Annotated in this window: 25 protein-coding genes; 3 read left to right on the top strand and 22 right to left on the bottom strand. The window is 66.4% G+C overall.

Annotated features, from left to right (window positions below; translation table 11 throughout):
• Positions 1 to 103: 103 nt before the first annotated feature.
• The 18 genes from MFM001_RS10205 to MFM001_RS10120 all read right to left on the bottom strand — a co-directional run bounded on the left by MFM001_RS10205 (position 104) and on the right by MFM001_RS10120 (position 17,635).
• Positions 104 to 865 (bottom strand): enoyl-CoA hydratase, encoded by a 762-nt coding sequence (locus tag MFM001_RS10205; RefSeq protein WP_116375161.1) that lies wholly within the window; start codon positions 863 to 865, stop codon positions 104 to 106.
• Positions 862 to 2,448 (bottom strand): NADH-quinone oxidoreductase subunit NuoN, encoded by a 1,587-nt coding sequence (gene nuoN / locus MFM001_RS10200; protein ID WP_116375160.1) that lies wholly within the window; start codon positions 2,446 to 2,448, stop codon positions 862 to 864. The genes MFM001_RS10205 and nuoN overlap by 4 nt, the downstream gene beginning before the upstream one ends.
• Positions 2,445 to 4,010 carry an NADH-quinone oxidoreductase subunit M gene (locus MFM001_RS10195; RefSeq protein WP_116375159.1) on the bottom strand — a complete coding sequence of 522 codons (1,566 nt, stop codon included), beginning with the start codon at positions 4,008 to 4,010 and terminating at the stop codon, positions 2,445 to 2,447. Before MFM001_RS10195 ends, nuoN begins: the two co-directional genes overlap by 4 nt.
• Positions 4,004 to 5,881: an NADH-quinone oxidoreductase subunit L gene (gene nuoL / locus MFM001_RS10190; protein ID WP_116375158.1), complete on the bottom strand. Its 1,878-nt coding sequence runs from the start codon at positions 5,879 to 5,881 to the stop codon at positions 4,004 to 4,006. Before nuoL ends, MFM001_RS10195 begins: the two co-directional genes overlap by 7 nt.
• A 3-nt stretch (positions 5,882 to 5,884) precedes the next feature.
• On the bottom strand, positions 5,885 to 6,184 hold the full coding sequence (gene nuoK / locus MFM001_RS10185) for an NADH-quinone oxidoreductase subunit NuoK (RefSeq protein WP_116375157.1): 300 nt from the start codon (positions 6,182 to 6,184) through the stop codon (positions 5,885 to 5,887).
• Positions 6,181 to 6,933 (bottom strand): NADH-quinone oxidoreductase subunit J, encoded by a 753-nt coding sequence (locus MFM001_RS10180; RefSeq protein WP_116375156.1) that lies wholly within the window; start codon positions 6,931 to 6,933, stop codon positions 6,181 to 6,183. The genes nuoK and MFM001_RS10180 overlap by 4 nt, the downstream gene beginning before the upstream one ends.
• Entirely contained in the window at positions 6,930 to 7,457 is a 528-nt protein-coding gene (gene nuoI / locus MFM001_RS10175; RefSeq protein WP_116375155.1) for an NADH-quinone oxidoreductase subunit NuoI, read from the bottom strand. The genes MFM001_RS10180 and nuoI overlap by 4 nt, the downstream gene beginning before the upstream one ends.
• Positions 7,447 to 8,673 (bottom strand): NADH-quinone oxidoreductase subunit NuoH, encoded by a 1,227-nt coding sequence (gene nuoH / locus MFM001_RS10170; RefSeq protein WP_116375154.1) that lies wholly within the window; start codon positions 8,671 to 8,673, stop codon positions 7,447 to 7,449. The genes nuoI and nuoH overlap by 11 nt, the downstream gene beginning before the upstream one ends.
• Complete coding sequence (locus MFM001_RS10165; RefSeq protein WP_116375153.1) at positions 8,670 to 11,060, bottom strand: NADH-quinone oxidoreductase subunit G; 2,391 nt, start codon at positions 11,058 to 11,060, stop codon at positions 8,670 to 8,672. Before MFM001_RS10165 ends, nuoH begins: the two co-directional genes overlap by 4 nt.
• Positions 11,057 to 12,376, bottom strand: coding sequence for an NADH-quinone oxidoreductase subunit NuoF (nuoF, locus tag MFM001_RS10160; protein WP_238159080.1), 1,320 nt, complete (start codon positions 12,374 to 12,376; stop codon positions 11,057 to 11,059). Before nuoF ends, MFM001_RS10165 begins: the two co-directional genes overlap by 4 nt.
• A complete protein-coding gene (gene nuoE, locus MFM001_RS10155; RefSeq protein ID WP_116375151.1) occupies positions 12,376 to 13,131 on the bottom strand; it encodes an NADH-quinone oxidoreductase subunit NuoE in 756 nt (251 codons plus the stop codon). Before nuoE ends, nuoF begins: the two co-directional genes overlap by 1 nt.
• The gene (gene nuoD, locus MFM001_RS10150; RefSeq protein WP_116375150.1) at positions 13,128 to 14,429 is read right to left on the bottom strand and encodes an NADH dehydrogenase (quinone) subunit D; all 1,302 of its coding nucleotides are present in this window, start codon (positions 14,427 to 14,429) and stop codon (positions 13,128 to 13,130) included. The genes nuoE and nuoD overlap by 4 nt, the downstream gene beginning before the upstream one ends.
• Complete coding sequence (locus tag MFM001_RS10145; RefSeq protein ID WP_116375149.1) at positions 14,429 to 15,121, bottom strand: NADH-quinone oxidoreductase subunit C; 693 nt, start codon at positions 15,119 to 15,121, stop codon at positions 14,429 to 14,431. Before MFM001_RS10145 ends, nuoD begins: the two co-directional genes overlap by 1 nt.
• Positions 15,118 to 15,672 (bottom strand): NADH-quinone oxidoreductase subunit B family protein, encoded by a 555-nt coding sequence (locus MFM001_RS10140; RefSeq protein WP_116375148.1) that lies wholly within the window; start codon positions 15,670 to 15,672, stop codon positions 15,118 to 15,120. The genes MFM001_RS10145 and MFM001_RS10140 overlap by 4 nt, the downstream gene beginning before the upstream one ends.
• Before the next feature lie 8 nt (positions 15,673 to 15,680).
• Positions 15,681 to 16,058, bottom strand: coding sequence for an NADH-quinone oxidoreductase subunit A (locus MFM001_RS10135; RefSeq protein WP_116375417.1), 378 nt, complete (start codon positions 16,056 to 16,058; stop codon positions 15,681 to 15,683).
• A gap of 173 nt (positions 16,059 to 16,231) precedes the next feature.
• On the bottom strand, positions 16,232 to 16,633 hold the full coding sequence (locus MFM001_RS10130; RefSeq protein WP_116375416.1) for a response regulator transcription factor: 402 nt from the start codon (positions 16,631 to 16,633) through the stop codon (positions 16,232 to 16,234).
• Positions 16,634 to 16,643: 10 nt separating this feature from the next.
• On the bottom strand, positions 16,644 to 17,177 hold the full coding sequence (locus MFM001_RS10125; protein WP_192886905.1) for a YceI family protein: 534 nt from the start codon (positions 17,175 to 17,177) through the stop codon (positions 16,644 to 16,646).
• 71 nt (positions 17,178 to 17,248) lie between these two features.
• A complete protein-coding gene (locus MFM001_RS10120; RefSeq protein ID WP_116375147.1) occupies positions 17,249 to 17,635 on the bottom strand; it encodes a nuclear transport factor 2 family protein in 387 nt (128 codons plus the stop codon).
• A 167-nt stretch (positions 17,636 to 17,802) separates the two neighbouring features.
• Between MFM001_RS10120 and MFM001_RS10115 the strand changes: the two genes are divergently transcribed.
• A complete protein-coding gene (locus MFM001_RS10115; RefSeq protein ID WP_116375414.1) occupies positions 17,803 to 18,237 on the top strand; it encodes an Hsp20/alpha crystallin family protein in 435 nt (144 codons plus the stop codon).
• Between the two features lie 307 nt (positions 18,238 to 18,544).
• Here MFM001_RS10115 and MFM001_RS10110 read toward each other — a convergent pair whose 3' ends face one another.
• Entirely contained in the window at positions 18,545 to 19,018 is a 474-nt protein-coding gene (locus MFM001_RS10110) for an Hsp20/alpha crystallin family protein (RefSeq protein ID WP_304481779.1), read from the bottom strand.
• 325 nt (positions 19,019 to 19,343) lie between these two features.
• On the opposite strand from MFM001_RS10110, the gene MFM001_RS10105 reads away from it, so the two are divergent.
• Both MFM001_RS10105 and MFM001_RS10100 read left to right on the top strand, forming a co-directional pair.
• The gene (locus MFM001_RS10105; protein ID WP_192886904.1) at positions 19,344 to 19,634 is read left to right on the top strand and encodes a hypothetical protein; all 291 of its coding nucleotides are present in this window, start codon (positions 19,344 to 19,346) and stop codon (positions 19,632 to 19,634) included.
• Entirely contained in the window at positions 19,631 to 20,338 is a 708-nt protein-coding gene (locus MFM001_RS10100; protein WP_116375146.1) for a hypothetical protein, read from the top strand. Before MFM001_RS10105 ends, MFM001_RS10100 begins: the two co-directional genes overlap by 4 nt.
• On the opposite strand, the gene MFM001_RS10095 is transcribed toward MFM001_RS10100, so the two are convergent.
• From MFM001_RS10095 to MFM001_RS10085, 3 genes are read right to left on the bottom strand one after another with little or no spacing between them, the layout of a single operon-like run.
• Positions 20,335 to 20,670 (bottom strand): DUF6285 domain-containing protein, encoded by a 336-nt coding sequence (locus MFM001_RS10095; protein ID WP_116375145.1) that lies wholly within the window; start codon positions 20,668 to 20,670, stop codon positions 20,335 to 20,337. The genes MFM001_RS10100 and MFM001_RS10095 overlap by 4 nt on opposite strands.
• Positions 20,667 to 21,635, bottom strand: coding sequence for a phosphotransferase family protein (locus MFM001_RS10090; RefSeq protein ID WP_116375144.1), 969 nt, complete (start codon positions 21,633 to 21,635; stop codon positions 20,667 to 20,669). The genes MFM001_RS10095 and MFM001_RS10090 overlap by 4 nt, the downstream gene beginning before the upstream one ends.
• A complete protein-coding gene (locus MFM001_RS10085; protein WP_116375143.1) occupies positions 21,632 to 22,870 on the bottom strand; it encodes an acyl-CoA dehydrogenase family protein in 1,239 nt (412 codons plus the stop codon). Before MFM001_RS10085 ends, MFM001_RS10090 begins: the two co-directional genes overlap by 4 nt.
• Between the last annotated feature and the right edge of the window lie 10 nt (positions 22,871 to 22,880).

The following is a 22,880-nucleotide window of genomic DNA, read 5'->3' as shown; positions in this document are numbered from 1 at the left end:
AACACCGACCTGTGGAGAGAACTCCAACTGTGGATAACCCGGACGTACGCGTACCGCGGGCCTCGGATGTGTCAGTGCCGCCGACTACGATGCGGCGCCGATATCAGCCCTGGATCTGCCGGCGGTTGCGCTCGCTGATCTCGGCGTAACGGGCGCCAAGATCAGTGGTGTCCGATAACGCACCGGAGATCGCTTGTTCGGCCGCCAGAGCAGGATCAGTGACCGGGGCAGCGCCAGAAACATAGATCTGCTTGAGCCCCGCCATGATTGGCGCCGGCACCTCAGCGATCTGGCCGGCCAACTCGACGGCCCGCCCCAGCAAGCGATCATGCGTGACGACCTCCGTCACCAGCCCGATCTGCAACGCGCGCGCCGCGTCGACCACCTCGCCGGTCATCGACAGCCGGCGCGCCATCGCCGCACCGACCAGCTGCGGCAGCCGGGCCGTCATCCCACCGCCGGGCAGAATGCCGACCCGCGCATGGGTGTCGGCGAACACCGCACGCTCCGAAGCGATAAGGAAGTCGCAACCCAACGCCATCTCCAGCCCGCCGGTGAACACCGGACCGTTGATCGCGCCCACGACCGGTTTACGCATCTCGGCCACCCGGGTGATGCAGTTGTGCGACTGGTAGCGCTCGAAATACGCCAACCCCTCCAGCTGTGCCTGCTTCAAATCGACCCCGGCACAAAACGCCGGATCGACCCCGGTGAGCACCACCGCCCGCACCGAAGGATCGGCATCGGTCTCACTCAACGCCAAGAACAACGCTTCAATCAGCTCGCTGTTCAACGCGTTTCGCGCCTCGGGACGGTTCAGGGTCAACACCCGCACCGCGCCGACGTCGTCGCGAAGAACGCTCATCTCACCAATTGCGCTGCCTGCTCGGCCAGATCCAACAGCGGCTGCGGAACAATACCGAGCAAGATGGTGACCGCCGCGCACACCGCGATGGCAGCCTTGCTCCAGAAGCTCGGCATAACGACGTGCAACTCCTCGGCCGGCGGCTCGGTGAAGAACATCAGCACGATCACCCGCACGTAGAAGTAGGCCGCCACACCGCTCGCGATCACACCGATGATCACCAACGGCACCGCGCCGCCCTGTGCCGCCGCCTTGAACACCGCGAACTTGCTGACGAACCCACTGGTCAACGGGATGCCGGCGAACGCCAACAGGAACATCGAAAACAGCAGGCCCACCACGGGATAACGCCGACCCAGGCCGCCCCACCGCGACATCGACGCGTTCTCGTCGCCGTTGGCCCCGCGGACCAATCCGACGACAGCGAACGCACCAATTGTGCTGAAGCTGTACGCAACCAAGTAGAACATCGTCGACGAGACACCGGCGGGAATGTCGGCGATCACGCCGGTGAGGATGAACCCGACGTGCGCCACCGACGAGTACGCCAGCATCCGCTTGACGTCGTCCTGGTTGATCGCGGTGATGGTGCCGACCACCATGGTCAGGATCGAGATCGTCCACAGCACTGGGCGCCACTGGTCATGCAGCGGCGGCAACGCCACGTAGACGACACGCAGCAGCGCACCGAACGCCGCCACCTTGGTGGCCGCCGCCATGAACCCGGTGATGGGCGTCGGCGCGCCCTGATACACATCCGGAATCCAGGAATGGAACGGAACGGCGCCCACCTTGAACAACAGACCCACCGCCAACAGCGCCACCCCGACCAGCGCAAGAGAGTCGTCGGGGTGCTTTGCCAGCGTGTCGGCAATACCCGGCAGGTTCAGTGTGCCGGTCGCGCCGTAGAGCAGCGCCACGCCGTAGAGGAAGAACGCCGACGAGAACGCGCCCAGCAGAAAGTATTTCAGCCCCGCCTCCTGCGACACCAGCCGGCGGTGGCGGGCCAGCCCGCAGAGCAGGTACAGCGGCAGCGACAAGACCTCCAGCGCGACGAACATCGTCAACAAGTCGTTGGCGGCGGGGAACACCAGCATGCCGCCGACGGCCAGCATCGTCAGCGGGAAAACCTCGGTCTGGGTGGCCCCGGCCTGGGCCGCGTGCCGCTCGCCCACACTGTCGGGCACCGCCGACGCCTGCGGGGTGAACGAATCCAGCCCAGCCGCAACGGCTGTGGCCGCACCGGGCCCGACGGGCAGGGTGTCTGCGCTGCGACGTTCGGCGATGAAGATGACGGCCATCACCGAGACAAGCAAGACCGTCCCCTGCAACAACAGGGTCGGGCCGTCGATGGCCAGCGCGCGCAGCACCGCGGTCTCACCCGAGGGCGGGGTCCGGCGGGCCACCGCGATCACTGCGACGAATGCGGCCACCAGCCCGGCGAGCGCCAGCACCACCTGTGTGCCGTAGCGGAAGCGCCGCGGCACGAACGCTTCGGCCAGCACGCCGGCCACCGCGACCCCGAAAACGATGAGCATCGGGGAAAGCAGGAAATACTCGACGCTCGGGGTGGGCATGTTCATCGGTGCGGTCCTTCGACTTTCACGGCAACCGTCGGCACCGTCGGCGCGGGATCGTGCTGGCCGATCGTGGTCATGGTGTGGCCGACCGCCGGATTGATGATGTCCAGCACGGGTTTCGGATAAAAGCCGAGCAGCACCAGCAGCACGATCAGGGGCGCGACGACGACGACCTCGCGGGGAACCAGGTCACGGATCTTTTCGTTGCCGTCGCGTACGGGCCCGGTCATCACCCGCTGGTAGAGCCACAGCATGTACACCGACGACAGCACCAGCGCGGTGGAACCGAATGCGGCAGCCACCCAGTAGCGGTTGAAAGTGCCGATCAGGACCAGGAATTCGCTGATGAACGGCGCCAGCCCGGGCAGCGACAGCGTGGCCATGGCCGCTACCAGGAACGTCCCGGCCAGCACCGGGGCCACCTTCTGCACGCCGCCGAAGGCGCTGATGGACCGGGTGCCGCGACGGGAAATCAGGAACCCCGCGATTAGGAACACCGCGGCGGTGGACAGGCCGTGGTTGACCATGTACAGCGTCGAGCCGCTCTGCCCCTGGCTGGTCATCACGAAGATGCCCAGGATGATGAAGCCGAAGTGCGAGATCGACGTGTAGGCGATCAGCCGCATGATATCGGTCTGGCCGATCGCCACCACCGCGCCGTACACCACCCCGATGACCGACAGCACGACGATCAGCGGACGGAAATACGTTGACGCGTCCGGGAACAACTGCAGGCAGTAGCGCAGCATGCCGAACGTGCCGACCTTGTCCATCACCGCCATCATCAGCACGGCGGTCGCCGGCGTGGACTCGACCGCGGCGTCGGGCAGCCAGCGGTGGAATGGCCACAACGGCGCCTTGATCGCGAACGCGAACATGAATCCGAGGAACAGTGCCTTGAGCACGGCGGGATCCACGCCCAGCGAACCCGACGACACGGCTGAAACAATCGTGCGGAAGTCGAACGTACCCGAGCCGTGCTGGGCGGTCACCACATAGAGTCCGATCACCGCGGCCAGCATGATCAGCCCGCCGAACAGGTTGTACAACAAGAACTTCACCGCGGCCCGCGACCGGTGCGCTCCTTCGCCGAAGCCGCCGATCATGAAGTACATCGGGATGAGCATGGCCTCGAAGAACACGTAGAACAGCAGCACGTCCAGCGAGACGAGCGAGATCAGCACCATCGACTCGACCGTCAGCGTCAATGCGACGTAGCCGTGGGGTCCGCGGCTGCGCGAGCCCCCGTCGTTCCAGCCGGCCAGCATCAGCAGCGGCACCAGCCCGGCGGTCAGCAGCACCAGCACCACCGCGATGCCGTCCACTCCGAGGGTGTAGCCGGCGCCGAATGCCGGTATCCACGAGTGGGATTCGGTGAACTGGTAGACAGCGCCGGTGGTGTCGAAGCCGGCGGTGATCACGATCGACACGGCCAACACAGCGACGGCGACTGCCAGCCCGAACCATTTGGCGAACTGGCGCCAGCCGGGCGGCATGACGATCACCAGCACGGCGCCGGCCAGCGGCAGCAGCCACAGCAGCGAAAGCCACGGGAAGCTCACCACAGTCGCACCGCCAGGATCGCCGCGGCGACCAGCGCCGCGCCCACGAACATCGACAACGCATAGGAGCGGGCGAACCCGGTTTGCAACCCGCGCAATGCATCCGAGGTGCGGCTCACCAGCGCGGCCAGCGCGTTGATCGAGCCGTCCACGCCGCGGTTGTCGATCTCGACCAGTGCGTCGGTCAGTTGCGCACCGGGGCGCATGAACACCTCCTCGTTGAAGGCATCGCCGTAGAGATCTCGCCGTGCGGCGGCGCTGAGCACCGACACCTTTTCCGGTGCGGTCTCGGGCACCGGACGCCGTCCGTACATCCCGTAAGCCACCACGATGCCCACGATGACAACGGCAAGGACGACGACGCTGGTCACCCACGCCGGGGCGGCATGCGCGGCTTCATGGCTGCCGACCACCGGTTCCAGCCAGTTTTGCAGGGCACGGCCGCTGGCAAACAGGCCGCCGGAGAACACCGAGCCGACGGCGAGCAGGATCATCGGCCAGGTCATCACCGCCGGCGCCTCGTGCGGATGCGCGTCCGCAGCCCAACGCTTTTCGCCGAAGAACGTCATCAGCATCACCCGGGTCATGTAGAAGGCGGTGATCCCGGCGCCCAGGATCGCCGCGGCGCCCAGGATGGCGCCGCGCACGCCGCCGTAGCCCAGCGCGGCCTCGATGATGGCGTCCTTGGAGAAGAAGCCGGCGAACGGCGGCACCCCGATGATCGCCAGATAGCCAAATCCGAAGGTGGCGAACGTGATCGGCAGCACGGTGCGCAATGCACCGTATCGGCGCATGTCCTGCTCGTCGTCCATCGCGTGGATCACCGCGCCGGAGCCGAGGAACAGGCCGGCCTTGAAGAACCCGTGGGTGAGCAGGTGCATAATCGCGAACGCGTAGCCCGCCGGCCCGAGTCCGGCGGCCAGCACCATGTAACCGATCTGGCTGATCGTCGACGCCGCCAGAGCCCGCTTGATGTCGTCCTTGGCGCAGCCGATGATCGCCCCGAACAGCAGCGTCACCGCGCCGACGATCACCACCGCGAGTTGCGCGTCGGGCGCCAGGTTGAACACCGGGTTGGATCGCACGATCAGGTACACCCCGGCGGTCACCATTGTGGCGGCGTGGATGAGCGCCGACACCGGCGTCGGGCCCTCCATCGCGTCACCGAGCCAGGCCTGCAACGGAACCTGCGCCGATTTGGCACAGGCGCCCAACAGCATCAGCAGCCCCATCGCGGCCAACACTCCGCGGCTCGCGCCCGGCGCGGCGGCGAACACGCCGGCGAACGACAGCGTGCCGAAGTTGACGAACATCAAGAACATTGCCAGCGAGAGCCCGACGTCGCCGACCCGGTTCATCACGAACGCCTTCTTGGCGGCGGTCGCCGCCGTCGGCCGCTGATACCAGAAGCCGATCAGCAGATAGGACGCCAGACCGACGCCTTCCCAGCCGACGTAGAGACCCAGATAGTTGTCGGCGACCACCAGCAGCAGCATCGCCGCGAGAAACAGGTTGAGGTAGGCGAAAAATCGTCGACGATCCGGGTCCTCGGCCATGTAGCCGATCGAGTAGATGTGGATCAATGAGCCCACGCCGGTGATCAGCAACACGAAACAGATTGAGAGCTGGTCGACCTGCAGCCCGAAGTCGACCTGCAGCCCGCCGACCGGCACCCAGCTGAACAGGTTCTGGTGGACGAGCCGGTCGGTGCGGCCGATCATTTCGGTGAGCAGCACCAGGCCCACCGCGAAAGCGGCCAGCGCGGCGGCGCAGCCCAGCAGATGGCCCCAGCGGTCGGTGCGCCGGCCGCCGAGTAGCAGAATCAACGCGCCGGCCGCCGGCAGAGCCACGAGCAGCCAGGTGAAATCTGTCATCGCTCAGCCCTTGAGTAGGTTGGCGTCGTCGACCGAAGCCGACCTGCGGGCACGGAAGATCGTCATGATGATGGCCAGCCCGACGACGACTTCGCAGGCGGCGACCACCATCGTGAAGAACGCCACCATCTGGCCGTCGAGCCGGCCGTGCATCCGGGCGAAGGTGACGAACGCCAGGTTGACCGCGTTGAGCATCAGCTCGACGCACATGAACATCACGATCGCGTTGCGCCGCAGCAGCACACCGGCCGCCCCGATGGTGAACAGCAGCGCCGAAAGGTACAGGTAGTTCGAGGGATTCATTTCTCACCGTCCTCGGAACCGTTGCCGACCGTCCGCTGCTGCAGAATCGGGGGGACCGACAGTTTCGAGAACGACCCATCGGGCAGCAGTGCGGCCATGTCGACGGCGTTGTGGCGGGCGTAGACGCCGGGACCGGGCAGGGGCGTGGGATATCCGCCGCTGCGGAAGCGCTCGATCGACAACTCGCGCTGGGTCTTTCGGCGTTCGAACCGCTCACGGTGCGCCAGCACCATCGCCCCGACCGCGGCGGTGATCAACAGCGCGCTGGTCAGCTCGAACGCCCACAGGTAGCGGGAGAAGATCAGCGTCGCCAGGCCCTCGACGTTGCCGTGGGCGTTGGCCTGGGTCAGTCCGGTGAATCCCCCGAGGGCCACGCCGCCGATTCCGGCGATCAGCAGTATGCCGAAGCCAATGCCGGCCACAACAGCGGCAACTCGTTGTCCGCGTATGGTTTCCACCAGTGACTCGGCAGAATCCACGCCGATCAGCATCAGCACGAACAGGAACAGCATCATCACCGCGCCGGTGTAGACCACCACTTGGACCACGCCCAGAAACAGCGCATCCTGTGCCATGTAGAACACCGCGAGGATGATCATCGTCATCGCCAAAAACATCGCGGAGTAAACCGCGTTGGCGGCCATCACCACACCCAGCGCGCCGATCAGCGCCAGCGCCCCGAGGCCCCAGAACATCACCGCTTCGCCGGTGGATGTCCGGGTGATCCCGTCGGCCAGCAGTGTGATCATTGGCTGGCCTCGGTTATGGGTTTGACGTTGCCGCGGTAGTAGTCGGCATCAGTGGTGCCGGGGGCGCGGGGGTGCGGCGGCGGCTGCATTCCCGGTTCCAGCGGCGCCAGCAGCCGGTCCTTTTCGTAGATCAGGTCGGCCCGGTTGTCGTCGGCCATCTCGTAGTCGTTGGTCATCGTCAACGCCCGGGTGGGGCAGGCCTCCACGCAGAGGCCACAGCCGATGCAGCGCAGGTAGTTGATCTGGTACACCCGCCCGTAGCGTTCGCCGGGCGAATACCGTTCCTGCTCAGTGTTATCGGCGCCCTCGACGTAGATGGCGTCGGCCGGGCAGGCCCAGGCGCACAGCTCGCAGCCGATGCACTTCTCGAGGCCATCCGGATACCGGTTGAGCTGGTGGCGGCCGTGATACCGCGGTGCCACCGGGCCGGGCTTCTCGGGGTATTCCTCGGTGATCGGCCGTTTGAACATCGCGCCGAGTGTCACGCCGAACCCCGCGATGGACTCCAAAAACTTAGCTGGCACGTGCGCCCTCCTTGGTCGGCGCCTTGTCCGGCAGCGGCGGCGTCGGGAATGCCGGCTCTCCGACCGGCTCCGGCGCTTCCTCCGGACGAGTTTCCAAGCCGGACAGCGGTCTTCGCAGATACAGCAGCAGGCCGACGGCGGTGACGGCGCTGGCGATCACCAGCACGGCGGTCCAGTGCTCGAGCCCGTTGTTGCGCAACGTGCGGATGACTGCGGCGATCATCACCCACAGCAGCGACACGGGGATCAGGGTCTTCCAGCCCAGCGCCATGAACTGGTCGTAGCGCAGCCGCGGCAGCGTGGCGCGCAGCCAGAAGTAGACGAACAGGAACGTCCAGACCTTGGCGGTGAACCACAGCACCGGCCACCAGCCGCTGTTGGCGCCGGCCCACATGTTCAGTGGCCACGGCGCGTGCCAGCCGCCGAAGAACAGGGTGGCGGCCAACGCGGACACGGTGGTCATGTTGATGTACTCGGCCAGGTAGAACATCGCGAACTTCAGCGACGAGTACTCGGTGTGGAAACCGGCGACCAGTTCGCCCTCGGCCTCGGGCAAATCGAATGGGGCCCGGTTGGTTTCACCCACCATCGACACCAGGTACACCAGGAACGAGGGCAGCAGTAAGAACACGAACCAGACGCGATCCTGGGCGGACACGATCTTCGAGGTCGACATCGTTCCGGCATAGAGGAATACCGTCGCGAACGACAGGCCCATCGCGACTTCGTAGGAGATCACCTGGGCGGTCGAACGGACGCCGCCCAGCAGCGGGTACGTCGAACCCGACGCCCACCCGGCCAGCACGATGCCGTACACGCCGATCGACGACAACGCCAGGATGAACAACACCGCGACCGGTAAATCGGTGAGTTGCAGCATCGTTCGATGACCGAACACCGACACCTCGGGACCGAACGGGATGAACGCGAACGCGGTGATCGCCGGGATGGTCGAGATGATCGGCGCCAGCAGGTAAACGGGTCGGTCGACGCCGACGGGCAGGATGGCTTCTTTGAGGGCGAGCTTGATCCCGTCGGCCAGGCTCTGCAGATACCCGCGCGGGCCGACCCGGTTCGGTCCCCACCGCAACTGCATGCGGCCCAACAGCTTCCGCTCGATCAGGATCGCCGCCAGCACTGTCAGCACCAGGAAGACGAAGACCGCTACTGCCTTGGCGGCAATCAGCCACCAGGTGTCGTGCCCGAATCCGGTCATGAGCTCACCCCGATTTTCACCACCGCGCCCGCAGTGACGCCCAATTCCCGGTGCACCGCCGAGCCCGGCGAGTTCAGCGGCAGCCACACCACATGCTCGGGCATGTCGGTGATCGCCAGCGGCAACGTGATCGCCCCTCGCGAGGTGCTGACGGTGACCGGATCACCCTCGGCCGCACCGATTTCAGCCGCGGTCTCGGCCGACAACCGCACCACGGGCGCCCGCGCCGTGCCGGCCAGGTGCGGTTCGCCGTCCTGCAGGCGGCCGGCGTCGAGCAGCATCCGCCACCCGGTCAGTACCGCCTCACCCGAACCCGGTCGCTGAGCCGACGCCGGCGAAACGTCCGGACCGCCGCTGCGTTCGCCGTCCCAAGTGCCGAGTTGGCTCAGCTCTGCGCGCGCGGCCTCCACGGTCGGCAGGCCGAGGTCGACGCCCATCTCGTCGGCCAGCGCATCGAGCACCCGCAGATCCGGTGTGGCGCCTTGTTGTAGCGCGACGGGGAAGGCGCGGTAGCGGCCCTCCCAGTTGACGTAGGTGCCGGACTTCTCCGCCGCGGGCGCGACCGGGAATACCACGTCGGCGCGGTCGGTCACCTCGCTGTGCCGCAACTCCAGGCTGACCACGAAACCCGCGGCGTCCAGCGCGGCCAGCGCCGCGTCAGGGTCGGCGAGATCGCCCGGTTCCACGGCGCCGACCAGCAGCGCACCCAGCGTGCCGTCTGCAGCGGCCGCCAAGATAGCGTCGGCGTCCCGTCCAGGGGCAGAAGGCAATTCGGCGACGTGCCACGCCGCGCACACCTCCGAGCGCGCACCCTCGTCGGACACCGGGCGGCCACCGGGCAGCAGCGCGCCCAGCGCACCGGCCTCCAACGCACCGCGTTCTCCGGCGCGACGCGGCACCCAGGCCAGCCGTGCGCCGGTGGTGTCGGCCAGCCGGGCCGCCGCTGACAGTCCACCCGGCACGTTGGCCAGCCGTTCCCCGACCATGACCACGGCGCCGGGCTTGCGCAGCAGCTCACCAACCTCGTCGCTGAGCCCGTCCAGCACAGCCGCCTCCCCGCCGGGCACGGTCTTGAGCAGGTGGCCGTTCATCCGCTCTAGTCCACGGCTAGCGAACGGCGCCACCGCATAGACCGGCAGCCGGTGCTTGCGGGCGGCCTTACGCAGCCGCAAGAACACGATCGGCGACTCGTCCTCCGGCTCGAACCCGACCAGCAACACCACCGGCGCCGATTCCAGATCGGAGTAGCTGACGCTGACCGGCCGGCCGGCGACCCGGGCCGCCAAGAACTCGGCCTCTTCACTCGAGTGCGGCCGGGCCCGGAAGTCGATATCGTTGGTGCCCAATGCGATTCGCGCGAACTTGGCGTAGGCGTAGGCGTCCTCCCACGTCATCCGGCCACCGACAAGGACGCCCGTGCGGGCGTCGGACAGCCCGTTGACCGCTGCGGCAAGCGCCTCCGGCCACGAGGCGGCTGCCAGCTCGCCGTCGGCGTTGCGGACCAGGGGAGTGGTGATCCGGTCCGGCTGGGTGGCGTAGGTGAACGCCCAGCGGCCCTTGTCGCAGTTCCACTCCTCGTTGACTTCCGGGTCGTCGCCGGCCAAGCGCCGCAACACTTTTCCGCGGCGGTGGTCGGTGCGCTGCGCGCAGCCGGATGCGCAGTGCTCGCAGACGCTCGGGCTCGACACCAGGTCATAGGGGCGGGCCCGGAACCGGTAGGCGGTGCCGGTCAGCGCGCCCACCGGGCAGATCTGCACGGTGTTGCCCGAAAAGTACGACTCGAACGGCTCGTTAGCGTAGATGCCGACCTGCTGCAGCGCGCCGCGCTCGAGCATGTCGATGAACGGGTCGCCAGCGATCTGCTCGGAGAACCGGGTGCACCGGGCGCACAGGATGCAGCGCTCCCGGTCCAGCAGCACCTGCGAGGAGATGTTGATCGGCTTGGCGAAGTGGCGCTTGGCGTCGGTGTAGCGGGAATCCGCCCGCCCGTTGGACATTGCCTGGTTCTGCAGCGGACATTCGCCGCCCTTGTCACACATCGGGCAGTCCAGCGGATGGTTGATCAGCAGCAGTTCCATCACGCCGTGCTGCGCCTTGTCGGCGGCCTCGGAGGTGAATTGGGTGCGCACCACCATGTCGTCGGTCACCGCAATCGTGCACGACGCCATCGGCTTACGTTGACCCTCGATCTCCACGAGGCATTGCCGGCAGGCCCCGACCGGGTCCAGCAGTGGGTGGTCGCAGAACCGCGGGATCTGGATGCCCATCAATTCGGCGGCGCGAATCACCAACGTGCCCTTGGGGACACTGACCTCGGTGCCGTCGATGGTCAACGTCACCATCTCCGGCTGGGAGACGCTCTTTTCGGTGTCGGCCGGCTTAGTCATTGCTCTCCGTTCGTGAGCATGGACTCTCGGGGATCAAAGGGACAGCCGCCGCCCTCGACGTGCGCGACGTACTCGTCGCGGAAGTACTTCAGTGACGACATCACCGGGCTGGCCGCGCCATCCCCCAACGCGCAGAACGACTTACCCAAGATCGTGTCGGAGATGTCGAACAGCTTGTCCAGGTCTTCCGCCGTGCCCTGGCCGGTCTCCAGCCTGGCGTAGATCTTGTCCAGCCAGAACGTGCCCTCCCGGCACGGCGTGCACTTGCCGCACGACTCGTGCTTGTAGAACTCGGTCCAGCGCCGCACCGCACGCACCACGCACGTCGTCTCGTCGAAGATCTCCAGCGCCTTGGTGCCCAGCATGGAGCCGGCCTCGCCGACGCCCTCGTAGTCCAGTGGCACGTCCAGATGCTCGTCGGTCAGGATCGGCGTCGACGACCCGCCGGGCGTCCAGAACTTCAGCTTGTGGCCCTTGCGGACCCCGCCGGCGTAGTCGAGCAACTCGCGCAGCGTAATGCCAAGGGGGGCCTCGTACTGGCCGGGCCGGGTCACGTGCCCCGACAGCGAGTACAGCGTGAAGCCAGGCGATTTCTCGCTGCCCATCGAGCGGAACCAGTCGACACCGTTGAGGATGATCGGGGGCACGCTGGCGATGGTCTCGACGTTGTTGATCACCGTCGGGCAGGCATACAGTCCCGACACCGCCGGGAAGGGCGGGCGCAGTCGGGGCTGGCCGCGGCGGCCCTCCAGCGAATCGAGCAGCGCGGTCTCCTCGCCGCAGATGTAGGCGCCCGCACCGGCGTGCACCACCATCTCCAGGTCGTAACCGGAGCCGGCGATGTCGCGGCCCAAAAAGCCTGCGGCGTAAGCCTCGGCGACCGCGTTGTGCAGCCTGCGGATCACCGGCAGCACCTCACCGCGCACGTAGATGAACGCGTGGCTGGCCCGGATCGCGTAGGCGGCGATGATGCTGCCCTCGATCAACACATGTGGGGTGGCCAGCATCAGTGGCATGTCTTTGCATGTGCCAGGCTCGGATTCGTCGGCGTTGACCACCAGGTAGTGCGGCTTGGCGGCCGGGCCTTCGTCGCCCTGCGGGATGAACGACCACTTGGTTCCGGTCGCGAAACCCGCGCCGCCGCGACCACGCAACCCCGAGTCCTTGACGGTCTGCAGCACCGCGTCGGGCTCCATCTCGAGGGCCTTCTGCAGTGCCCGGTAGCCGTCGTGCGCCTGATACGTCTTGAGCGTCCACGACTCGGGATCGTCCCAGTAACGGCTGAGCACCGGCGTTAAACGCGTGGGAGACGGCATCATTCACCGTCCTTGGTAGCGGGTGCCTCCATGTCGCGCTCCTGCGCCACCCGCAGGCCGGCCAACGTGGCTTCACCCGCGCCGCCCTGACCGTCGTCGGGGCGCTGGTCGGGAAAGCCCGCAAGAATCCGCTCGGTCTGCCGGAACGGGCACAGCTCGGCGCCGCGGGTCGGACGCGGCGCCTTACCCGAGCGCAGCCCGTCGACGAGTTCCCGGGCGGAATCAGGGGTTTGGTTGTCGAAGAACTCCCAGTTGACCATCACCACCGGGGCGTAGTCGCACGCGGCGTTGCACTCGACATGCTGCAGCGTGACTTTGCCGTCCTCGGTGGTCTGGTCGTTGTCGATGCCGAGGTGCTCTTTGAGGGACTCGAAGATCGCGTCGCCGCCCATCACCGCGCACAGTGTGTTGGTGCAGACGCCGACCAGGTAGTCGCCGGTGGGGCCGCGGCGATACATCGTGTAGAAACTCGCGACCGCCGCCACCTCGGCGCCGGACAGTCCGAGCTGCTCGCCGCAGAACTCCAAACCCGCCGGCGTCAAACAGGAGTCCTCGGACTGCACCAGGTGCAGCAGCGGCAGCAACGCCGAGCGCCCATTCGGGTAGCGGCCGATGATCTCCTTGGCGTCAACTTCCAACCGCGCCTTGACTTCCGGCGGGTACGACTCGGGGGCACCCTCCACCACGAACTGTCCGGGCTCCTCGGGCGGCGGACCGAGCTGGAGGAACACCGGCTCGCCTTGCGGGCCCGTCATCGGTCTACCCCGCCCATGACCGGATCGAGGCTGGCGACCGCGGCAATCACGTCGGCGACCATGCCGCCCTCACACATCGCGGCGACGGCCTGCAGGTTGGTGAACGACGGGTCGCGGTAGTGCACCCGGTACGGACGGGTGCCGCCGTCGGACACCATGTGCACACCGAGCTCGCCGCGCGGTGATTCGACCGCAACGTAGACCTGGCCGGCCGGAACGCGGATGCCCTCGGTGACCAGTTTGAAGTGATGGATCAGCGCTTCCATCGAGCTGCCCATGATCTTGGCGATGTGCTCGGGCGAGTTGCCCAGCCCGTCGGGCCCGACCTTCAGGTCGGCGGGCCAGGCGATCTTGCGGTCTTCGACCCTGATCGGCCCGGGCTTGAGCTTGTCCAGACACTGCTCGACGATCTTCAGCGACTCCCTCATCTCCTTGACGCGAATCATGTAGCGGCCGTAGGCATCACAGCCGTCGTCGGTGATCACGTCGAATTCGTAGTTCTCGTAGCCGCAGTACGGTTCGGCGCGCCGCAGGTCGTGCGGCAACCCGGTCGAGCGCAGCACCGGGCCGGTGATGCCCAGCGCCATGCAGCCGGTGAGGTCGAGGTAGCCGATGCCCTGGGTGCGGGCTTTCCAGATGTAGTTCTCGTTGAGCAGGTTCTCCAGGTCGCCCAGCCGGCGGCTCATCAACTTCAGGAAGTCGGCGATCTCGCTCTCCGCGTTCGGCGGCAGGTCCTGAGCCAGCCCGCCGGGGCGAATGTAGTTGTGGTTCATCCGCAAACCGGTGATCGACTCGAACAGGTTGAGCACCAGTTCGCGTTCCCGGAAGCCGAGGAACATCGCGGTCATCGCGCCCAGTTCCATGCCGCCGGTCGCCAGCGCCACCAGATGCGACGAAATCCGGTTGAGCTCCATCATCATCACCCGGATGACGTTGACCCGGTCCGGGATCGCATCGGTGATGCCGAGCAGTTTCTCGACGCCGAGGCAGAACACCGTCTCGTTGAAAAACGGTGACAGGTAATCCATTCGGGTGACAAAGGTGACGCCCTGTGTCCAGTACCGGTATTCGAGGTTCTTCTCGATTCCGGTGTGCAGGTAGCCGATTCCACACCGGGCCTCGGTGACCGTCTCACCCTCGATCTCCAGGATCAACCGCAGCACGCCGTGCGTGGACGGGTGCTGGGGGCCCATGTTGACGACGATGCGATCGCCGGGATCCCCGGCTCGGGCGGCCTCGATGACCTGCTCCCAGTCCTGGCCGCCGGCCATCAATACCGTTTCGCCTGTATCGCTCATCAGTTGTAGGACCTCCGCTCGTCGGGCGGGGGAATCTGCGCGCCCTTGTACTCGACCGGGATGCCGCCCAGCGGATAGTCCTTGCGCTGCGGATGGCCGTGCCAGTCGTCGGGCATCTCGATGCGGGTCAGCGACGGGTGGCCGTCGAAGATGATGCCGAAGAAGTCGTAGGTCTCACGCTCATGCCAGTCGTTGGTCGGGTAGATGGAAAACAGCGACGGGATGTGCGGATCAGCATCCGGCGCAGCTACTTCCAGCCGGACGCGACGGTTGTGGGTGATCGACTTGAGCGGGTACACCGCATGCAGTTCGCGGTCGGTCTCGTGCGGGTAGTGCACCCCGTTGACGCCCAGGCACAGCTCGAAGCGCAGCCCGGGCTCGTCGCGCAGCCGCTGGGCGACCTGCGGCAGCATCTCGCGACGCACGTGCAGGGTCAGCTCGTCGCGGTAGACCACGACTTTTTCGATCGCGTCGGCGAACTCGATCCCCTTGGCCTGTAACGCCTCGGCCAGTTGGTCGACCACCTCGTCGAAGTAGCCGCCGTAGGGACGCGGGCTGCTGCCGGGCAGTGCGACCTGCCGGACCAGCCGGCCGTATCCCGACGTGTCACCGGTGTCGGAGACCCCGAACATGCCGCGACGGACGTCGATCACTTCTTCGGTGTCGCGGTCGGCCGCCTCGGGTGAGCTCATCGCAGCAGTCCGCGCATCTCGATCGTGGGCCTGGCCGCCAATGCCGCCTCTTCGGCTTCGGCGATGGCACGCTCCCGGTTGACACCCAACGGCATTTCCTGAATCTTCTCGTGCAGCTTGAGGATTGCGTAGAGCAACATCTCCGGACGGGGCGGGCAGCCGGGCAGGTAAATGTCCACGGGCACGACGTGGTCGACGCCCTGCACGATCGCGTAGTTGTTGAACATGCCACCCGACGACGCGCACACGCCCATCGCCAAAACCCACTTCGGCTCGGCCATTTGGTCGTAAATCTGGCGCAGCACCGGCGCCATCTTCTGGCTGACGCGGCCGGCCACGATCATCAGATCGGCCTGACGCGGCGTCGCCGAGAACCTCTCCATCCCGAAGCGTGCGATGTCGAATCTCGGGGAGGCCGTCGACATCATCTCGATGGCGCAGCAGGCCAACCCGAACGTCGCCGGCCACAACGAGTTCTTGCGGAAGTACCCCGCCAATGCTTCAACAGTGGTCAGCAGGAAACCGCTGGGCAGCTTCTCTTCCAGGCCCACGCCCTACCTCAATCCCACGTCAGGCCGCCGCGACGCCACACGTACGCATAGGCGACGAACACCGTGAGCATGAACACCACCATCTCGACGAGCGCGAACACGCCCAGCGCGTCATAGCTGACGGCCCACGGATACAGGAACACGATTTCGATGTCGAAGACGATGAACAGCATCGCGGTCAGGTAGTACTTCACCGGGAACCGCTGTCCGCTGCCCGCGTGCGGGGCATTTGCCGGCTGGTGGGCGGGTTCGATCCCGCACTCGTAGGCCTCCAACTTCGACCGGTTGTACCGCGACGGGCCCACCACCATCGCCACGGCCACCGAGAAGATCGCGAAAGCGGCGGCGATGCCCCCGAGTACCAGGATCGGCGTGTAGAGATTCATCGCGCGGCGCTGCTCCTCGTGGCTGTCTCCTGTGACCTCAACCACAGCCTAGCGATCGTGTGCGCCACTCCGCTCAGGGGTTCGGATGTGACCTCGGCCACAACCGGCGCAAGGCATGCGTATGCGTCAGCGCTGCCGCGAAATAGCCACGGCGCTAGGGTGATTCGCGCCCGTCAGGAGACGGGAGTGCGTAACAGGCCGGCCACCGTGCGGCCCAGCTGGATGGGATCGACCGGATGGGGGACGGCGGCCTCGGCCCGGGACCAGCTGGCCAGCCAGGCGTCGTCGGGGCGCCCGGTGAGCACCACGATCGGCGGACACTGGGCGACCTCGTCCTTGAGCTGTTTGGCGATGCCCATCCCGCCCTCCGGCGTGGCCTCCCCGTCGAGAATGGCCAGGTCGATGCCGCCGGCGTCGACCTGCTTGATCACCATCGGCCCGGTCGCCACTTCGACGTAGCTCAACTCGGGCAGATCGGGATGGACCCGCTTGCCGAGCGCCAGCATCACATCCTGGCGGGTTTTCGCATTGTTGCTGTACACGAGGATCCGCAGGGCGTCGCTAGTGGCAGGCACGATGCAGAGCCTACTGCCCACGGACGAAGCAGGCGTCCGCCGATGCGGTCGCCGTCTTGGCGATCATCCCGAGCCGATTCCAGCCCAGGCCGAACTGCGCCCGGTCGATCGTGATCTCCGCGGTGATGCGTACCGAGCCGTCGCCGAGCACATTGATCTGGACTGGCAACGGCAGCGGCTCACTGATCCCCTTGATGGTGAAGGTGGCCCGCAGATCGGCGGAGTTGCCGGTCGTGGGCTGGATGGCCGTGACGACGACGCTGATCTCCGGGAAACGCTCGACGTCGAAGAAGTCGGCCGAGCGCAGGTGCTCGTCGCGCCTGCGGATGCCCGTGCGCAGCGACGCCGTCTGGATGTCGAGGCGGCCGAAGACCGCGCCTTTACCGGTGACTTGCCCATCAGCGCTGATGTCGTTGAACTGGCCCTTCACATTCATCAGGCCCCAGAAGTTCCTGATCTTGAAGGTGACGGTCGAGCGGTCCGGAACCAGGTTCCACACCCCGGCGGTGTCCGGATCGCTCAGCAGCGTTTCCACGGTGGTCACTGCGCCGCTCCTCTTCATCGCTTCGCTCTGCATCGTCGCCGGCGCGGGTCATCAGCACCTCCGTTGCCCGGCTAGCTCATTAGCGGAGCCAGTTCGGCTGGGTCGAAGTACTCATCGATACGGCTGATCAGAGCGTCGGCTCCCAACTTAATCACGATGCACACCCGCAAGGCGATCGATCCGCCGTTGTGTCCGGTGGCGTGCAGGATGTGCTGCTGGACGAATCCACCGGCGAACAGTTGGCGGTCCAGGATCTCGTAGCGGCGCGACGCGGTCGCACCGACGAACCAGTCGATGACGCGCAGCGCCCGCACCTTGTCGCGATCCTGGCTGGCCCCGACTCGCCACACCGCGATGTCGTCACTCCACAGCCGGGCCACGGTCGCTGTGTCGCTGTTCTCGATCGCCGCGAACAACTGATCGGCCACCGCGGTGACGGCGGCGTCGGCGACGGGCATGGCAGCTCCTGTGTCGTCTCGGTGGTACCAAGCTGCGCAGCCATGACCGTACCTCTGCTCGGCGACAAAAATTTTCGGATTTTTTCTCCGCCACGGGGAATATGGCTCACCGCCAGAAGGTTTTCTATGACGACAAAGACAGATCCTGGATGAAGGAGGTGGTAACGATGCTGAGGTTTGAACCACTCTTCCGTGACCTGGACCGACTCACCCAGCAGCTATGGGGGAACACGGTCGGTACCGCCACGCGTCCGGCGGCGATGCCGATGGATGTCTGGCGTGAAGGCGACAAGTACGTCGTCGAGCTCGACCTGCCGGGCATCAAGCCGGACTCGATCGACATCACCGTGGATCACGACGCGCTGACGGTCAAGGCCGAGCGTTCGTACGTGGGCGAGGAGGGACACGACTGGGTGACCGCAGAACGCCCGCACGGGGTGTTCAGTCGACAGCTGTTCCTTGGCGACCAGCTGAACACCGAGAACATCAGCGCCGACTACACCGACGGCGTACTGCGGCTGACGGTCCCCGTGGCCGAACAAGCCAAGCCACGCAAGATCGCCATCCAGTCAGGCGCCCAGCAAGCCATCAGCGCCGCCTAACCGGTCATGTTGGTGGCGGTCGTCCGCGCGAGTAGGCGCGGACGGCTCATCCGCTGCGGGTGGTTGAGGAGGCGATCAGATATCCAGCTGCGGCTCAACGGTTTTGGCCGTTTCTCGCCGGCCGGTCCAACAGTGTGCCGGCCGGCGTAGAGCTCAGCGTGTATCTACCCTGTTCCAGCGCCCGATCGTGGGCGGCTCTTCGGTGACCACCGAGATACGACGTGCGCTCGCACCCAGCGGCTGGGAGACTGCGTTCAACTCGTTGGTTTCGGCAACCGCAGCCCGCATCGGATGGCTACGGCCGGCGCTACCGACGACGCAATAGGCGTCGCCACAACGGTTCTCGTCTGCCGGCCGGCAGACCTTGAACACTGGGTTTCCGGCCGTTGCGGTTGATCTCGATACGCCGCGGCCTGGCCTGTACGGAAACCGGGATGGTCAGCCGCAACACGCCGTTGCGGTAGCTGGCGACAATCTTGTCGGTGTCGAGGTTCTCGCCGAGAAACAGCCGACGACTGAATACACCGCGCGGGCGCTCGGCGGCGACCACTTCCCGGGCCTGGTCGATGCCGGGTCGCTCGGCGCGGACGGTGAGCACGTTGCGCTCGATGTTGAGATCGAGCGAATCTGGCTTCATGCCAGGCAAATCGAGCTCGATGACGAACTTTTCGCCATCTCGCCAGGCGTCCATTGGCATGGCCGCTGGACGGGCGGCGGTACCCAGGAGCTGCCGGGTCAGCCGGTCCAGCTCGCGGGACGAATCTGCGCGTACCAACACCATCTCATGCCTCGCGGTCACGGTAGACAATCTATGTCTATTGACATAGCTTTTTGATACCACAGTCTGTAAACTCACGCAAGTCCGAGCAGCGGCTGGCAGCCGGGGCCAGGAGTGCGCCAGTGGACCGTTGGTAGCATCGCTAGGAATGTGGGCACTCCCGAAGAATGACGTCAGCCTCTTCTGACTTGGCGGTGGTCCGCCAAATCTCGACAGCGAACCGACTGCGCCGTGAGATCTTCCTCGGCGTGGAGCGCCACCGCGGTCAAGGCGGGCTGCCCGTCGGATCCAGCGGTCGTGCCCTGGGGGTGCCGGTGAGGCGCAAATCGTGGCGCAGCGGCGACTGTATCTGCACCTGGCCGACGCGCTGGCGCGTCGTATCGGCACCGCGGACATCGCCGCCCTGCCGCAAAAGGACTGCTGCCAGCTCTTTCAACCGCGCCGAGTCGCCACCTACAGCGATGCCGGGCGACTCGCTGAGATCGAGGCTCGCGCAGACCTTGACGAGCTGGTCGATAATGTGTTGAGCCACGTCCAAGAATTCGATCTCGATTCCTGCGGGGGAAGCGCTTCGACCATGGCGACGCACGACGCAACTACCGCGGTAAAGGACCAGTGATAGACATCGAGAGCAAGCGGCGCGGCCGCGACCAGATTTGCGCCCTGGTCGCGGCGCACGGCGCGTTAACGCAGGCAGCCGTCGAGGCGTCACAGCTGATGAGGGCCAAGGGGCGAAGCAAATTCGCCGCCCACCTCGACTCTCACCGCGCCGAGCTCAACGTGGCCATCGGCGAATTCGGCCTCTGGGCCGAGAGTTTCGGCGATTGGGCACGAGTCGACGTCGGGCTCGCGATACATCCTCCGTCGATAAACCGGCCCGCCGATCCGGTCGCCGGTGACCGAATCGGCGGGGATCTGTTTTCGTCGCGGGAGAATCTGAAACGACGACGAGCCGACTTGCTGGCGGAGGTGGGCAAGGCGCGCTTCGTTCTCAGCGACGCCGGGCTGCCCGGAGAAGAGATCACCGCCTATCGCCGCATGGTGCGGTTATGGGCCGGTGAGGCAATCGATTTGGTCACTGGCGTGCATCGACTGATACTGGCCGACCAGTACATCCGCTGCCTGAGCCGGTTACGCGCCGCGCAGCAAGCCTTGCCGGCGGCGCCCCAGACCGGTGCGGTATACGTGCGACAGTGGATGGACGACCTCGAGGAAGTGGACCGGGAAGGCGAGCTGGCGCTGGCCGAAACGTGCGGCTACGGCGACTTCGTCGAGTGCTACCGCGTTACTGCGGTGCGGCAGAAGCCTTTTAGCGACAACTAGCGGTCGTATCCGGGGTGGGCAACGGCCAGCCGATGCCGTACCAGCGTCCGCAGGCACGACATCACCTTCTCGGCGTCCGCGTCCAGCTCGCCGGCGCGGATGGTGGCCGCCAGCTGGGCTTCGTCATCGAAGCCGAGGGCTGCCAGCGCCTCGGTGACGGTGTCGATCGAGTCGTCGAGCAGTTCCCGCTCGACGATGCGCAACGCGTTGGCCGCCACCCGGGCATGGAAGTTGACCTGGCCGGTAGTCGCCTCCCGCACATGGGTTTCCAGGAACTCGGCGACGGCGGCGACCAGTTCGGCCGTAGTGGGGCGGCCGTAAGGGCCGGTCATGAGGCAGCCCCGTCGAGCAGCGTGAGCAGGTCCCACTCCGTCTCGCAGACTCGCCTGCCGATCGCCGCCAGCTCCACCGAGCGGGTCTGTCCGCTCAAATGCCGCTCGGCCTGGTACCGGCAGATGACCCCCCAGCGCAAGGTGGCCAGCACCAGCCACCAGTGAAACGCCACGCGGTCGACTGTCATGCCGGCGGATTGCTCGTAGGCAGTCAGGAAGTTTTCGATGCTGCCCAGCCCGCCGGCGGCACGGCTGGCCGGCGCGCCGAACCGCCAGGCCCGGATGCAGAACCAGGCCAAGTCTTCGTACACCTCGCCGAGATGAACCAGCTCCCAGTCGAGTACGGCCGCCAGGTCGGATCCGTCGACAATGAGGTTGCCCATCCGGTAGTCGCCGTGCACCAGGCGCGTCGGCGACGGCTCCGGCCGATGTGCGTCGAGCCAGCGAAATGCCCACTCGAAGGTGGCGGTGGTATCGCCCATGGCGTCGAGCCGGTCGCGCCACTCGCCGAGTTGATCCTGGATTTCCAGCATTGCGTCCTGCGGGTCGGCCCGGTGGATCGCCGCCAGCGCCTGCGCGCATTGGCGCAGCAGTCGCCCGCGACCTTCATCGTCCAGCTGGCGGTCGATGCGCCGCACGATCGTCTCGCCCTTGACCTCGTCGCAGATGAGGAACGGATTACCCAGTGCAGCAGTAGAATTGGAGGCAACCAAGATATGGGGTACCGGTGCCCCGGCCGTCGCGGCTGCGGCCTGCACGCGGGCCTCGAGCTCCATCGGGGCATGCACGTCGTCGGGCGGTCCGATACGCAGAATCAGTGACCGGCGCGCGCCGGGCGTGACGGCGTCGAACGCCCAGGTGCTGCGGCTGGCCCCGCCGGTCAGTGCCCGCAAGTTCTCGATCGCGACGTCGTCGTCCAGCGCGGTCGCCACCACTGGTGCCAGCGCGGTGTCCAGGTCGGTCACTTCTTGCCGAACTTGAACAGCCGCTGGGCCACCCGACGGATCTGAATCTCCTCGGCGCCCTCGGTGATCCGGTAGCGGCGGTGGTGACGGTAGATGTGTTCGAACGGCTCGTGACGGCTGTAGCCGAGCCCGCCGAAGATCTGCATGGCGCGGTCGGCGGCGTCGCAGACCAGCCTGTTGGCGCGATAGTTGGCCATCGAAACCTTGTCCGAGACCTCCAGGTGGTGGTTGCGGTCCAAGTGCCAGGCCGCGTAATACACCAGCAACCGCACCATTTGGGCCTCGGTATGCAACTCGGCCAGCGGCCACTGGACCGCCTGGTTGACCGACAGCGGCTTGCCGAACACCGTGCGCTTGCCGGCGTATTCGGCGGCGCGGTTGATGCAGTATTGGGCGGCGCCCAGGCTGCTGGCGGCCTGCCGAATCCGGTTCTCGTGCAAGAACGTCTGCGCCACCTCCAGACCGCGGTCCACCTCGCCGAGCACGGCGTCGTCGGGCACCCGGACATCGTTGAGTTCGACTTCGCCGTGGTCGGTCGGCATGTTGAAGGTCCACCAGTAGAACGGGACCCTGAAACCGTCTGCGTTGGTGGGCACCAGAAACGCGGTGATTCCGGTCGCCTGGCCCGGCTCACCGGAGGTACGGGCGAAGACCAGGTCGTGGGTTGCCCGGTGCACGCCGGTGTTGAACCGCTTGGCGCCGTTGATCACCCAGCCGTCGCCGTCCCGTGCGGCGCGAGTCTCCAGCCAGGTGGCGTCGGAGCCGTGGGCCGGTTCGGTGAGCCCGAACGCCATCGAACGCTCACCGGTGATCAGCGCCTCCGACCACTCGTTGCGCTGGGTCTCGGTGCCGAACCGCTCCATCATGATCACCTGCGGAAAGTTGCCGACGATCGACGACTCATCCTGTAAATCGTTGTGTAGGCCAAGTCCCCTGGCGGCCAGGTGTTCCCGGATGACAGCCATGTCCAGATTGGTGCCGTCACGGCCGCCCAGTGAGGACGGCAGCCCGTAGCGCAGCCAGCCGGCCTTGTCTGCGCGCCGACGCATCTCGGCCAGCAGATCCTCCCACTCGCGCCGCGGGATCCCGCCGTTGTCCCAGTCGGTGCGGGCATGCTCCCGCCGGTGGTCGAAGTACTGCATGTTCTCGGCTTGCAGCGGCGCGATCTCGGCCTCGATGAAGGCGTCCATCTCGGCGAGCAGCCGCGGAAGGTGTTCGGGCAGGGTGAAATCCACGCTGTTCTCC

Source organism: Mycobacterium sp. MFM001, from assembly GCF_003402475.1.
Classification (GTDB): Bacteria; Actinomycetota; Actinomycetes; order Mycobacteriales; family Mycobacteriaceae; genus Mycobacterium.
The sequence above is the reverse complement of the archived record's forward strand: the minus strand, read 5'-3'. Positions and strand labels throughout refer to the sequence as shown.

What these genes read in the sequence shown, in the direction of transcription:
- MFM001_RS10205 (WP_116375161.1), bottom strand. Translation starts at nt 865, where the DNA reads ATGAGCGTTCTTCGCGACGACGTCGGCGCGGTGCGGGTGTTGACCCTG.
- nuoN (WP_116375160.1), bottom strand. Translation starts at nt 2,448, where the DNA reads ATGAACATGCCCACCCCGAGCGTCGAGTATTTCCTGCTTTCCCCGATG.
- nuoL (WP_116375158.1), bottom strand. Translation starts at nt 5,881, where the DNA reads ATGACAGATTTCACCTGGCTGCTCGTGGCTCTGCCGGCGGCCGGCGCG.
- nuoK (WP_116375157.1), bottom strand. Translation starts at nt 6,184, where the DNA reads ATGAATCCCTCGAACTACCTGTACCTTTCGGCGCTGCTGTTCACCATC.
- MFM001_RS10180 (WP_116375156.1), bottom strand. Translation starts at nt 6,933, where the DNA reads ATGATCACACTGCTGGCCGACGGGATCACCCGGACATCCACCGGCGAA.
- nuoH (WP_116375154.1), bottom strand. Translation starts at nt 8,673, where the DNA reads ATGACCGGATTCGGGCACGACACCTGGTGGCTGATTGCCGCCAAGGCA.
- MFM001_RS10165 (WP_116375153.1), bottom strand. Translation starts at nt 11,060, where the DNA reads ATGACTAAGCCGGCCGACACCGAAAAGAGCGTCTCCCAGCCGGAGATG.
- nuoF (WP_238159080.1), bottom strand. Translation starts at nt 12,376, where the DNA reads ATGCCGTCTCCCACGCGTTTAACGCCGGTGCTCAGCCGTTACTGGGAC.
- nuoE (WP_116375151.1), bottom strand. Translation starts at nt 13,131, where the DNA reads ATGACGGGCCCGCAAGGCGAGCCGGTGTTCCTCCAGCTCGGTCCGCCG.
- nuoD (WP_116375150.1), bottom strand. Translation starts at nt 14,429, where the DNA reads ATGAGCGATACAGGCGAAACGGTATTGATGGCCGGCGGCCAGGACTGG.
- MFM001_RS10145 (WP_116375149.1), bottom strand. Translation starts at nt 15,121, where the DNA reads ATGAGCTCACCCGAGGCGGCCGACCGCGACACCGAAGAAGTGATCGAC.
- MFM001_RS10135 (WP_116375417.1), bottom strand. Translation starts at nt 16,058, where the DNA reads ATGAATCTCTACACGCCGATCCTGGTACTCGGGGGCATCGCCGCCGCT.
- MFM001_RS10120 (WP_116375147.1), bottom strand. Translation starts at nt 17,635, where the DNA reads ATGCCCGTCGCCGACGCCGCCGTCACCGCGGTGGCCGATCAGTTGTTC.
- MFM001_RS10115 (WP_116375414.1), top strand. Translation starts at nt 17,803, where the DNA reads ATGCTGAGGTTTGAACCACTCTTCCGTGACCTGGACCGACTCACCCAG.
- MFM001_RS10110 (WP_304481779.1), bottom strand. Translation starts at nt 19,018, where the DNA reads ATGGTGTTGGTACGCGCAGATTCGTCCCGCGAGCTGGACCGGCTGACC.
- MFM001_RS10095 (WP_116375145.1), bottom strand. Translation starts at nt 20,670, where the DNA reads ATGACCGGCCCTTACGGCCGCCCCACTACGGCCGAACTGGTCGCCGCC.